The following is an 11,882-nucleotide window of genomic DNA, read 5'->3' as shown; positions in this document are numbered from 1 at the left end:
ATAGCCGGTGCGCTCCAATATTGCGGATGTCTCATGTATCTTGAACGGCTTCATTTGACGAATTTCCGGTGCTTCGGGCCGCAGACTACGACCATCGACATGGCGCGGGGTCTGACCGCGTTCGTCGGCGTCAATGGTTCGGGCAAGACGGCGGTGATGCAGGCGCTGCTTCGGCTGTTCGGGGTCACGCCCGAGCATCGGCGGGTGCGCCGGCAGGATTTCCATGTGCTCAGTTCCGAGGCGGGCACCCCACTCGAACGCGAGTTCGTGGTCGAGGCCATCCTGTCCTTTCCCGAGCTCGAAGGCGCGGATGGCCACGCCGCCGTCCCCGAATTCTTCCATCAGATGGCATGCGAGGAGGACGGAAGACTGAAATGTCGGCTGAGGCTTGAAGGCCGCTGGACCGACGATGGCTCGCTCGAAGGCGTGATCGAACAGAAGTATCAGGCCATTCGCGCGCTCGGAGATTTTGAGGACGGGGATCGCTCGGACCTGCGGCCGACCGACCGTGCGCGCATCCAGATGATTTACGTGCCCACGAGCCGGGACGGCTCCTCGCAGGTGAGCGCGTTCCTCCGCGGCCGCCTGTGGCGCGCGATCACTTGGTCACAGGGCATGAAGGACGTGTTCCTGGACGCTGGCGGGCGCCTCAACGGCGCCTTCGGCGACGAGGCGGCCGTCGATCTCGTCTCCACAGCGGTCGAGCGGCGCTGGCAACAGGTGCACAGCGCCGGCACCGACACAAAGCCGGTGTTCCGGCCGGTCGACCTCCGCTTCCAGGAGTTCATCCGCAAGGTCGAGGTCGTGTTTCATCCCGACGAGGAGGGTCGCGATCGCGGGCTGGAGGACCTGAGCGACGGTCAGCGTTCACTGTTCCATCTCGCGATGACCGCCGCGACCCTCGACGTCGAGGGTCGGATCGCCGACGGCTCGGCCGGCGCCGCATTCCAGGCTGGCAGCGTGCCCTTGCCGGTGCTGACCCTTATCGCGGTCGAAGAACCCGAGAACAATCTCGCGCCCTTTTATCTTTCGCGGATCGTGCGGCAGATAGAAGAGCTGGCCGGCACGGGGCGGGCGCAGGCCTTCATCTCGAGCCACTCGGCGAGCATCCTCGCACGCGTCGATCCCGACCAGGTTCGGCACTTCAGGCTCGAACCAGCCGATCGCACCGCACGTGTCAATGGCATTCGGCTGCCCGACAACGACGAAGACGCCGCCAAGTTTGTGCGCGAAGCGGTCCGCACTTACCCCGAGCTCTACTTCGCGCGGTTCGTAATTCTCGGCGAGGGCGCGTCGGAAGAGGTGGTGCTGCCGCGCCTAGCGGAGGCGCTCGGCCTCCCGATCGACCGATCGTTCGTCGCGATGGTGCCGCTCGGCGGCCGGCATGTAAACCATCTCTGGCGATTGCTGAGCGATCTCGCTATTCCCTACGCGACACTCCTCGATCTCGATTGGGGCCGTGATGGCGGCGGCTGGGGCCGGATTAAGACGACCTGCGAGCAGTTGTTGGCGGTCGGCCGAACCTCGACGGAGGTGTTCGGCACCGAGCTCTCTGCCGCCGACATCGCTGCGCATCTGACCGAGCTCGCGGCGCGCAGTCCGAGCGACACCGACGGCTTGCGACAGTCCATCGTTGCGCTTCGCCGTTTCGGCGTCTTCTTCTCGGCGCCGCTTGATCTCGACTATTCCATGCTGACGGCCTTCTTCGCGGCGTATCAGCAGCTGGAGCCCGGCATGCGCGGGCCACGCGCCGGGGACCCGCGGCCGGCGGTGCTCGGCAACGAAGGTCTGCCGGCGCTCTACGACGCGAGCTATGACGCTGCGCTCGTCTGGTATCGATATCTCTTCCTGGGCCGCGGCAAACCCAGCACTCATGTGCGTGTTCTGGCGCGGCTCGATGCAGAAACCCTGAAAGCCGGCATTCCGGAAGAGCTGAAGGCCCTTCTGGACTATGTCATCGCCGCGCTCAGTTTCACGCCAGCGGAAGGGGCCTGCTGATCCATGCCGCTCGTCGTACCCGATGCGTGGCGACCGCGCGGCATCGCCGATCTCGAACCGAACGCCTGGCATGTCTTGCGCCGTCAGGGGAACACCTGCGTGGTCGCCGGCCCCGGCGCCGGCAAGACTGAATTTCTGGCCCAGCGCGCTGCCTATCTGCTGGAGACCGGCGCATGCCCGGAGCCACACCGCGTGCTGGCCATCTCCTTCAAGACTGACGCCGCTGAAAACCTCGCCGCCCGGGTTCGCGAGCGCTGCGAGCGCGCTCAGGCCGATCGCTTCGTGTCAATGACCTTCGACGCGTTCACCAAGAGCCTGGTCGACCGCTTCCTACCGGCGCTTGCAGCCGACTGGCGCCCGACCCGACCCTATGGGATCGACTTCTCGAGGCGGCCGCAGGTCGAGGATTTCCTGACGCGCGCGCGCTTGGCGGCCCCGCAGCCGTGGCAGGCGGTCGTCGCCGGTCTTGGCCCGTCCGACTTTGAATCCAAGATCGTCGGCTCCTTTCGGCTGCCGCTTCAGGCCATGGCGCCGGCCACTGCGGTGGAGTTCGTAATCGAGCGCTGGTGGAGCGAGCTGCTGCGCCGGCCCGGCCGCTCGCTTGTGACCTTCACCATGCTCAATCGTCTGGCGGAGCTGCTCCTGCGCGCGCGACCTCAGATCGCGCGCGCCTTGCACGCGACTTATCCCTTCGTGTTCGTCGACGAGTTCCAGGACACGACCCACGCCCAGTATGATTTTCTGCTCTCCGCCTTTGGAGATCCGCGCATCACCGTAACGGCGGTGGGCGACGACAAACAGCGCATCATGGTCTGGGCAGGCGCGCGCACGGACGCGTTCGACCGCTTCGAAGCGGAGTTCGCGGCTGAGCGTGTGCCGCTATTGGTCAATTTTCGATCGTCGCCGGATCTGGTGCGCATCCAGCATGTCGTGGCACAGGCGCTGGACGCCGGTGCGATCCCGACCGTCGCCCAGTCGGGCCGGCGCGTGGACGGCGACGTCGCTCAGGTCTGGACCTGTCCGACCGCGGCTGGAGAGGCGCAGCATCTGGCGGGCTGGCTGGCCCAGGACATGGCGGCTCGCGGAACGCGGCCGCGCGATTATGCCATTCTCGTGCGGCAAACCGCCGATCGGTTCGAGGAGCAGCTTGCGCCAACGTTGGCTGCAGTGAACCTGCGTCTGCGCAACGAGAGCCGCGCGCTCGGCCGAACGACGCTGCAGGATCTCCTGGTCGACGCTTATGCCGAGATCGCGCAGGCCTTGCTGCGCCTCGGCGTCGCCCGTCGCGCGCCTGCGGCCTGGCAGATCGCGTCGGATGCGGTGCTCCGACTGCGCGACGCCGACCCGGATGACGAGCTGGCGTGTCTGCGCGCCGAGGAAGGTTTGAGCATGTTTCTCCAGGGCTTGCGGGCGACGATGGCAGCAACGCCGCCCTCGACGGCCGCGGCCGAAGCGCTTGCCGACGTGGTGCTCACCTTCGTCGACGCGCAAGCGCTTGCCCGGTCTTTTTCCGAATATGCGACGGGTGATACGCTCGCCATCGCGCTCGAAGCCTTTCGACTGCACCTCGCTGCATGTGCGGACGGCAGCCCCGATTGGGCGACCTGCCTCGATTGCTTCACTGGGGTCGATCAGGTGCCGCTGATGACCGTTCACAAGAGCAAGGGTCTCGAATACGACACCATCCTCTTCGTCGGGCTCGACGACGCGATGTGGTGGAGCCACAGCGCGGGCAATCCAGAAGGGATCGCCACCTTCTTCGTAGCGCTGTCGCGCGCCAAGCAGCGGGCGATTTTCACCTTTTGCCGCGAGCGCGGCCAACGCACCCGTGTCGCGGACCTCTATGGCCTGCTCACCGCAGCTGGTGTGCCGGAGGTGGCATGCTGAATCCGGGAAACAATGCGCTCGCGCTTCGCATTGCCGAGACGCTGAAGAACCGTTGCACTCATGAGACGTTGCCCGGCGCTGCCGAGGACGCAGGGTTCAGCCTTGGTGAGGCGGTCTCCAAGCGCGACCGCGTGCTCGCCGGCCTCAAGACCGCCGACCGCAAGACCCTCGGTGCAATAGCCCAGCGCATCGGCACCCGGTTCGCCGACTTCAACCTGGAGGAGACCGGCTGCTTGGTTCTTGAGGAGGGCGAGCCGCCGATCACCGAGATCACAAGGCGCGATATCGCTAAGGCGTTCGGTCACGACCTAGCCGGCGAACGCCTGATCGATGAGGTGTTAAAGCCGCTCTGGCCGATCGACAGCATGGGCGTCGGCTTCATTTCCGGCCGCTCGCTCACGCAACAGATCGTTCAGCACATGGTGCTCAATCCGACGGATTGGGACGCCGAGCAGCTGTTCGGCGAGTTGGGCGCGTTCACCTGCTCGCGCTCGCGCTTCGCGCGGCTCCTCGAAGCGGTGATGCACCCGCTGGCACGTCGCGGCGCTGAGGCCCAGCGGCTTGCCAGCGAACTTAACGAGATCCTGCGGCGCGATGGCTACAGGCTCGAATTCTCAGGCGAAGCCTCCGGCTATCCGGGCTATGGTCTGTCGCGGCTCCACCGTGGTGTCGCGGGCGCGCCAAAGAACCTCATCTTCGCTTCGACCGGGCCGAAGCCTGAGCTCGGATTCGCTGACGCCGTCAACAATGACATTGTCATTCTCGCGGGGGCCGAGCACTGCTTGGTCTTCGATCGTCCCATATCCAGGCATGGGCTGTTGTGGTCGGAGCTCGTCGGCTGGTGGAGTGAGCAGCAGCCTGATGAAAGGGATGCCGCCAAGTCGCTTGGGCTACGCTTGCGCGCATCGCTGGCATCGTTGGGCGAGCAGGGACTCTTTGACACCTACTTCCGCCGCTATCGGCCGATGTTGGAATCTGCTCTGCCGGCGCTCGTTCCCCAAGTCTATCTGCACTACGATCCGGCCGTAGTGCGGGCGTTGAAGCACCGCGCCTCCTTCCCGCGGCAACGCATGGACTTTCTTCTCCTGCTGCCCAATCGCGCAAGGGTTGTGATCGAGGTCGATGGCCAGCATCACTTCAGTCGCAATGACAGGCCGTCGCTGCCGGCCTACGCAGAGATGGTGTCCGCTGATCGTGACCTGCGGCTGGCGGGTTACGAGATCTACCGCTTCGGCGCGAACGAGCTGGTAGGGGCCGGAGCGCAAGCGCTGATCGAACGCTTCTTCGATCGCTTGTTTCAGCTCCATGGAGTCGGCTCAACCGGAACCGCCGCGCCGCCGCACGTGGGATCGGAGGCATCTCGCTAATGGGGCAAGTCACTCAGTTTTTTCAGCCGCCACTGTATTGGCAACAGTTCGAGGATTTGACCCAATCGGTCGTCGAGCTCGCCTACGGCGTCGCGATGGCGGACAAGATCGGGCGGCCCGGACAGGCCCAGGATGGGGTCGATGTCTACGCGGCCCGAACGCGCGCGGGCGCGATTGGCGTCCAATGCAAGCGACTCGACGACTTGGATGCGAACAACGACCCTCTCCCCGGCGGCCCGATCGACCGCAAGCTCCTGAGATCGCAAACGGAAAAGGCGCTCGGCTTTCGGCCGAAACTCGATGTCTGGGTCTTGGCAACGACGGCCAAGCGTGACGCTGCAATACAGCGCCAAGCTCGACTGCTCGACGAAGAGCACCGATCGGCTGGCCGATTCCAAGTACTGCTCTGGTTTTGGGACGACTACGTCACCTGGCTCAACGCTTATTCCGATCTCCAGAAGCGGTACTACGATCAGATCATCGGCATTCGGAGCGCGCGCGATCAGGACCGCTTGATCCTCGAGACGATCGCCACAGCTTTCCATCGCCCGGCGTTCACCGACCCGCTGGGGCAGGAGCACTTCGACGACTTCCTGCAGGCCTTGAAGGATACGCAGGCTGCTCTTCGGACTGGCGAACTTGTGGACCGGCAGAGTCGGCACGTGATCCGCAAGGCCGTTGGCGGTTGGCGCTACCTTGAGGAGCCTGCTTGGAAAGCGGGCCTTAAGGATTTGGACGATGAATTGACAGAGTTGCGCGGACTACTGGTCGCCGGGATCAAGGACGGCCGCCTTGAACAGCGACGCGGGTATCTCGATGTGCGAGATCGTCTGCTGGCACGCGAGCTCGAGCGCCGGCGCCACGAATGTTTGGCTCGGCTTAATGACCTCTTGGTTCGCGCCGCTCTGCCGCCGATTTGATGAACCGCCCTGTCGAGATGGACAAGTGACCCGCCGCAAGGCCGGAAATGGGGGAGACTGGCACTACTAATGGGATGGTCCGGCCGTGCTCCTGCCCCGCTTGCCTGTAAGCTGTGGGGCTTCGAGCCACGCAAGGAGCACGTCTCATGTCACGGTCTTCTTTCTCTGCCGCGATCGTCACCCTGGGCATCGATCTGGGCAAGAACAGCTTCCACCTCATCGGGCAGGACGAGCGCGGCGCCATCGTGCTGCGGATCAAGCTCTCCCGTACCCAACTCCCGCAGCGCCTGGCCAACATTCCACCGTGCCTGATCGGCATGGAAGCCTGCGCCGGGGCCCATCACATCGGCCGCCAGCTCCAAGCGCTCGGCCATGACGTGCGCCTGATCCCAGCCCAATACGTCAAACCGTTCCTCAAGGGGCACAAGAATGACTATCGGGATGCCGAGGCGATTGCGGAGGCGGTGCAGCGGCCCACCATGTCCTTCGTGGCGATCAAGACGCCCGACCAGATGGACCTGCTCGCCTTGCACCGGGTGCGCTCGCGCCTGGTGGGTCAGCGCACCGGCGTGACCAACCAGATCCGTGGTCTGTTGCTCGAGCGCGGCATCACCGTGCGCCAGGGCTTCGCACCCTTGCGGCAGGCGCTGCCCGGCATTCTGGGTTCGTCCTCTGACGTCCTCTCGCCCCGGCTGGTGCGCCTCATCGCTGACCTGATGGAGGACTGGCACCGGCTGGATGAGCGCATCGCCGATGTCTCCACTGAGATCGAAGCGCTCGCCGCCCAGGACGAGCACTGTCAGCGCCTGATGAGCGTCCCGGGCGTGGGGCCGATCATCTCATCCGCCATGGTGGCGGCGATCGGCACGGGTGCCGGGTTCAAACAGGGGCGCGACTTCGGGGCTTGGCTTGGGTTGGTGCCGAAGCAGACCTCAACGGGCGACCGCACGATCCTGGGCCGCCTGTCCAAGCGCGGCAACACGTATCTGCGGACGCTGTTCGTGCAGGCGGCTCACATCGTGTTAGTGAGTCGCCCGCATGCAGCAAGGCTCTCTCTGTGGCCGTGGATCGAGACCGCAGGCCGGAGGCTGCATCGCAACATGCTGGTGATTGCTCTGGCCAACAAGCTCGCCCGCATCGCGTGGGCCGTGCTGGCCCGCGGCCATGCGTACCAACCGAGGAGCATCTCTCATGCCGCGTAAGAGCCCTTCAGACACAATCGACAGCCATCAGCCCTGAGGAGACGACGATGAAGTCGATGATCTAATCAGCGGCTGTCCCGCCGAGGTCTGCGAGATGACGAAGGAGATGGACGAACGGTCTGCCCGGCGCAACCACAAGACTTGGTGCCAAAGTGGCCCATAGAGGTCTTACTACTAGTCAGTCCTGGATGCGCGCGGATTTCCATGCTGGCCCGGAGCTGAGGCTCCACACAGAGGCCTAATACATTGATGCAGCTCTCACGTTTGTCAGTCTGCCAACATCATCTTGCGACGCACGGCCGGACCATACATTTGGCACTCTGATTTGGGATCCAAGGGTGAAGCGAGCGCGGCCGGGATGGCGAAGCCCCGCGGCTTGCGGGCATACCGGGTTCGGCGCTGGCGCCGGGCCATCGGCAGGTAGCGAAAAAGCCCTAGCGCCTTGCCCTGTGGGCTGAAGATGAAAGCGTAGATCGTCTCGTGCGTGATCTGGCCCGGGCCCTCAGGCGCGATCTGCAGCCGTCCGGCAATCTGTTCCGGGGACCAGACGGCCTGAAGCTCACACTTCAGAATAGAATCCACCCCCGTGACCTATAGGAATCGCATAAGGAACCTTTTGGCAAGAAGTCTGCGACCTGACGCTGAAGGCTGCACCGCATGAGCTGAGGGTGCCGAACCGGTTGGTTTCGTGAGAAGCCATTACCAGAGCCGCGTCTCTGTTCCGAGCGTGCCATGATGCCTTAACGGTTAAGTCATCATGGCGGCAATATCCTGAGCCTCATTGAGGCCGGTCTGGTGAGCAACGTCGGCCTGACCACTCTGAGCAGAAAGTCGGTTGCGCAGCCATAGCGGTTTTGTGGCAGGAGTTCCGATGATCCAGACATTTGCACCCAAGCGCCCCAACTGGCAGCGGGTCATGATGACCGTTTTAGGCCTCGGTGCTGCTGCGGGATGGAGCATGTTTGCCGTCACGGGCCACTCCGCCGCCGAAACCGAACGTCAGCTGCGGGAGCAGGTTGCCGATCTTCGAGCAGGTCAAATGCGGCTCCTGTCAGAGCGGGATCAGCTTCAGAGCGCCGCCACTTCGCTCGAGGACGTGGTTGAGCGGGATTTCGCGGTTCAGGGTCTCATAGAGGTCGTAGCCGTCCATGCAGATGACGCACTTGCCGCGACCGAGTGCTGCGAGTCCTTCGTCGGTGAAGCCGCTGTTGCTAACGAACAGGCCACGCGTCCAGGCAGCTTTCTGTTCGATCTTGCCATGAAAGGTGTGGAGCTCGGCGACACCCATTGGTTTGCCATGCCACTTTGCCTCGACAAGGTAAGTCTGTAAGTCTCGTTGCCGAACTGGAAGCTGCCGCCGATCTGCTCGCCATTCAGCCGGAAGGGCTCCCGCGGCGCTGTACGTGTCGAACAAGTCGCGCAGGAACTTCTCAAAGGCATAGCCTCGGGCATACGCTTCCGACGACGTCATGGCGAGTAGATCGCTCTTAAGTTGATCCAGCTTTTCGCAGTTGAACGCTGGCGTGGGCGGCAGTGTCGGCGCCTGGGAGCAATCCGGCCGGCCTTCAGACCGATTGATCAGGGAGAGGCGGCCGTGGGCATCGTGAACTTTGTCGGCCTGGCCAGTTCGCTGTCGCAAGGCCTCCCGATATTCCCAAAGGGCATTCAGTGTTCGGGTGACGGTCGGCGTGTCGACGGTTCGAAGGAAGGAGCGCAAACGTTTGGCCTTGGAGCCGCCCTCACGTGCATAGATTGGATCATTGATGTCGATGTTGAGCTCTTCGGCGGAAAGCTGCGCGAAGGTGCGATCGGAGAAGTTGAGGACGTAGCCGCTCCCTATGTCGAACACGTCATCGAGAAACATCATGTCGATGGAGCGAATGTTGCTCATGCCGCGCTCTCGCGCAAAGGGTTGACGGTCTCGACACCAGGGAAGTCCTTTTCCTTGTCGGTAACGACAAGACAGCTGTTGGCCTCCGCTACCGCGCCTGCTTATACCCATTATTGGGGGTTCTCTCGGAGCAAGTCGGGATCACTGCATCGCCGGGGCTGGTTCCATGAAGGCTCCATCCCACATCGCTCGACTTTCTATCCCAAGCCTTTCCGGTGTTCTCAAGGAGAGCTCCTTTGCAATCATCTACGGAGCATAGGCTTGCGTGTCAGGAGCGACTGCCCCTCGGCGTTCTCACTACAATGCTGTGCGCATCAGGCTTGTCGAGCGATAACGTGCCACCCGTATTTCCTCCTAACGAACACCGAATGATGGGGTGAGTTGGGCCAAGAGGGTTTCTTCGATAGAAGATAGTTCAGCACCGATGCCGGGGATCCCGGGCTGCGGTCGCCCTTGCGGATGATGCCTGCAATCAATTCCAGCGAGTTGAACAATCTCATCAGCATGGGCTTACCGGCGACTAAATCATTCAGAACCTTTGCGAGGATCGCTTCTGCGTTGATGGCGGAGCCATGAGACTCCCTGTTCGGCCGCCGGTATGCCAACCACAAACTCGGCTTGACGCAGGCGACATAGCAGGCGTGACCCGTGTCTAATTTCCCATGATGCTGCGGAAAATAGGAACTTAGGTCTGGCTCGGACACGTCAGGCGCAGGATGCTTGCCACCACAAGAGCCTGAATCTACGCTTGTGAGGTCGATCCTGACCGAATGACGGAGCCACCATGCGTCGAACGACCGGGTGTAGGTTCCTTCTCTGGACCAGGATCGAGCGGGAACGTGATTCGCTGCACGCTCCCACCCAGTAGCAAGACAGAGGGAAGACTTTCGTGGCGACAGGAACTGTGAAGTGGTTCAATGAACAGAAGGGCTATGGCTTCATCCAGCCGGATGGCGGAGGCAAGGATGTGTTCGTGCACATCAGCGCTGTCGAGCGCGCCGGATTGCGCGGCTTGGCTGAAGGCCAGAAGATCTCGTACGAGGTTCAGGCGGACCGCCGGACCGGCAAAGAGTCTGCGGTCGATCTCAGGACTGCCTGATGGAACGGGACGCGGGATCATTCTTGCCCTTCATCCTGAGCCGCTCCGAAACGGAGCGGCTTTTCGTTGTCAAGGGACATACCACTCAAATGACTCTCGACGCCGCGGATCCTAATGGTCGTCGCCGTGTCGATCCGCGATCACGCCAAAGAGCGAGAATGTGAACCAGGTCCGGTACATTCAGAAGACCAGGACTCTGATCCAGCGGATTGCGCCAGGATCTACTCAGGATGCAGGCGTGGGCGCATCACGGCCTATGCAAAAAGATCAAGAGGAAATGCCTTTGGAACGTAATGACCGCGGTGTAGCCAACTTCCTCAAGGCGGAAGCCTCATCGCCTTCACAGGTAGTCTCAGGCGATGACATGAGTGCCGCGAGGCTCAAGCCTCTCACCCAATCTGAACCTCCGAGGCGTGCTGCCGGCATGAATGCTTCCCTCGATGTCCTGAATGAGCAAATGCTCACTCTGGTTGAGGTTGTTTCGGCTCAGGAGAAGGACATCAAAGCGCTCAAGATGCGGTGTCAGCAACTCGAGGAGCGTGACCAGGCTGTCATGGTCGCGTTCACGACCTTCTTTCATGTTCTTGCGGCCGGGCGTGTCGCGAAGCTGGAGGATATCGCCGCCATTCTTCACAACATCATCAAAGTGGCGCAACGCGAGGCCTATCCGCAGGAGTCCATTCGTTTTCTCGAGGGGCTCGCGAGCATGCTTCGTGAGCAATCCGGTTCAGGAACGACCGAGGCACCGATGCACGACGGACCCCGCCCCGAGAGCAAGGATTGATGCAGGACAAGGGGCTGATTGCACTTGGTGGCATCGGGCCTGAAACGCCGGTTTCTCCAACCCCTGTAACCGTTGATTAACCATATGGGCGCAGTGTTTTCCCGCTGCCGGCAGAGCGCCCGCTGGTCAACTTGTTCAGGAGATTAAGACAGATGGTGGAGACGGCACTCGCTGAAGGGATCGAGAAGCGGCGAGAGGCAATTCAGGCCGTCGTGTCCCGGATTGAGCGGGGAAGCATTGAAGTCGACCTGCATGACCTGCAGACCCTTCTTGTTGATGTGACTGGAGGGAGCAGGCGGGACCCTGGTATCGAGATGGCTGCCGATGACCTGTTCGCGGCTGCGGCGGCCGTCGTGACCGACAGAAACAGCAACTCTCAACCTATGGCAAGAAAGCTCCGCCTGCTGCGTGACGCAGGCCTTCGCCTCCAGCACAGGCTTGCCGGTGCCGCCGAACGGGCCGGACAGAGGCACTGAGAGGCGCAGCAACGGCGGCATCCGGATCGAACGTAGGATCCGCGTCTGGAAGTTGCCGTTTGGAGTCGGACAACGAATCCGGATTGTCTCAGGTTGGGGAAGGTCAGCCGAGGCCGCATGAATGGCGGTCGTGAAGGTCGCTGCCTTCGCGCAAACCACAGTGACGATTGCTCCGGAAGAATGCGCCCACACGGACATCCAGGGCTGCCGCCGACGTGTTCGGGCCCGTCTCACGCGCTTGACCGCCGGCCCGGAAAG

General features: G+C 62.7%; 11 protein-coding genes. 7 read left to right on the top strand and 4 right to left on the bottom strand.

The genetic code is table 11. The annotated features are described in order from the left end of the window. Positions 1-33 precede the first annotated feature (33 nt). The 5 genes from AA309_RS17395 to AA309_RS17375 all read left to right on the top strand — a co-directional run bounded on the left by AA309_RS17395 (position 34) and on the right by AA309_RS17375 (position 7,374). Positions 34-1,998: an ATP-dependent nuclease gene (locus AA309_RS17395; RefSeq protein WP_047190291.1), complete on the top strand. Its 1,965-nt coding sequence runs from the start codon at positions 34-36 to the stop codon at positions 1,996-1,998. A gap of 3 nt (positions 1,999-2,001) precedes the next feature. Then, complete coding sequence (locus AA309_RS17390; RefSeq protein WP_047190290.1) at positions 2,002-3,885, top strand: UvrD-helicase domain-containing protein; 1,884 nt, start codon at positions 2,002-2,004, stop codon at positions 3,883-3,885. Continuing rightward, positions 3,879-5,252, top strand: a complete 1,374-nt coding sequence (locus AA309_RS17385; RefSeq protein WP_047190289.1) for an AbiJ-related protein — start codon at positions 3,879-3,881, stop codon at positions 5,250-5,252. Before AA309_RS17390 ends, AA309_RS17385 begins: the two co-directional genes overlap by 7 nt. Positions 5,253-5,308: 56 nt before the next feature. Then, a complete protein-coding gene (locus AA309_RS17380) occupies positions 5,309-6,172 on the top strand; it encodes a hypothetical protein (protein WP_150117618.1) in 864 nt (287 codons plus the stop codon). Between the two features lie 146 nt (positions 6,173-6,318). Next, positions 6,319-7,374, top strand: a complete 1,056-nt coding sequence (locus tag AA309_RS17375; protein ID WP_047190287.1) for an IS110 family RNA-guided transposase — start codon at positions 6,319-6,321, stop codon at positions 7,372-7,374. Positions 7,375-7,641: 267 nt separating this feature from the next. On the opposite strand, the gene AA309_RS17370 is transcribed toward AA309_RS17375, so the two are convergent. The 3 genes from AA309_RS17370 to AA309_RS17365 all read right to left on the bottom strand — a co-directional run bounded on the left by AA309_RS17370 (position 7,642) and on the right by AA309_RS17365 (position 9,265). Beyond that, a complete protein-coding gene (locus AA309_RS17370; RefSeq protein ID WP_047190286.1) occupies positions 7,642-7,956 on the bottom strand; it encodes a hypothetical protein in 315 nt (104 codons plus the stop codon). Between the two features lie 165 nt (positions 7,957-8,121). Then, positions 8,122-8,346, bottom strand: a complete 225-nt coding sequence (locus tag AA309_RS36110) for a hypothetical protein (protein ID WP_150117617.1) — start codon at positions 8,344-8,346, stop codon at positions 8,122-8,124. Between the two features lie 79 nt (positions 8,347-8,425). Then, positions 8,426-9,265: a restriction endonuclease gene (locus AA309_RS17365; RefSeq protein WP_160310485.1), complete on the bottom strand. Its 840-nt coding sequence runs from the start codon at positions 9,263-9,265 to the stop codon at positions 8,426-8,428. Between the two features lie 889 nt (positions 9,266-10,154). Here AA309_RS17365 and AA309_RS17360 point away from each other — a divergent pair. Both AA309_RS17360 and AA309_RS17355 read left to right on the top strand, forming a co-directional pair. Then, complete coding sequence (locus tag AA309_RS17360; protein WP_047190285.1) at positions 10,155-10,364, top strand: cold-shock protein; 210 nt, start codon at positions 10,155-10,157, stop codon at positions 10,362-10,364. 457 nt (positions 10,365-10,821) lie between these two features. Further along, positions 10,822-11,148: a hypothetical protein gene (locus AA309_RS17355; protein WP_160310484.1), complete on the top strand. Its 327-nt coding sequence runs from the start codon at positions 10,822-10,824 to the stop codon at positions 11,146-11,148. Between the two features lie 143 nt (positions 11,149-11,291). Here AA309_RS17355 and AA309_RS17350 read toward each other — a convergent pair whose 3' ends face one another. Further along, positions 11,292-11,822 (bottom strand): hypothetical protein, encoded by a 531-nt coding sequence (locus tag AA309_RS17350; protein WP_047190283.1) that lies wholly within the window; start codon positions 11,820-11,822, stop codon positions 11,292-11,294. Between the last annotated feature and the right edge of the window lie 60 nt (positions 11,823-11,882).

Source organism: Microvirga vignae (genome assembly GCF_001017175.1).
In the GTDB taxonomy this organism is placed as follows: domain Bacteria; phylum Pseudomonadota; class Alphaproteobacteria; order Rhizobiales; family Beijerinckiaceae; genus Microvirga; species Microvirga vignae.
The sequence above is the reverse complement of the archived record's forward strand: the minus strand, read 5'-3'. Positions and strand labels throughout refer to the sequence as shown.

Excerpts from the sequence above, each read along its gene's own strand:
- AA309_RS17365 (WP_160310485.1), bottom strand. The coding sequence starts at position 9,265 with ATGAGCAACATTCGCTCCATCGACATGATGTTTCTCGATGACGTGTTC.
- AA309_RS17375 (WP_047190287.1), top strand. The coding sequence starts at position 6,319 with ATGTCACGGTCTTCTTTCTCTGCCGCGATCGTCACCCTGGGCATCGAT.
- AA309_RS17355 (WP_160310484.1), top strand. The coding sequence starts at position 10,822 with ATGCTCACTCTGGTTGAGGTTGTTTCGGCTCAGGAGAAGGACATCAAA.
- AA309_RS17390 (WP_047190290.1), top strand. The coding sequence starts at position 2,002 with ATGCCGCTCGTCGTACCCGATGCGTGGCGACCGCGCGGCATCGCCGAT.
- AA309_RS17395 (WP_047190291.1), top strand. The coding sequence starts at position 34 with ATGTATCTTGAACGGCTTCATTTGACGAATTTCCGGTGCTTCGGGCCG.
- AA309_RS17385 (WP_047190289.1), top strand. The coding sequence starts at position 3,879 with ATGCTGAATCCGGGAAACAATGCGCTCGCGCTTCGCATTGCCGAGACG.
- AA309_RS17350 (WP_047190283.1), bottom strand. The coding sequence starts at position 11,822 with ATGTCCGTGTGGGCGCATTCTTCCGGAGCAATCGTCACTGTGGTTTGC.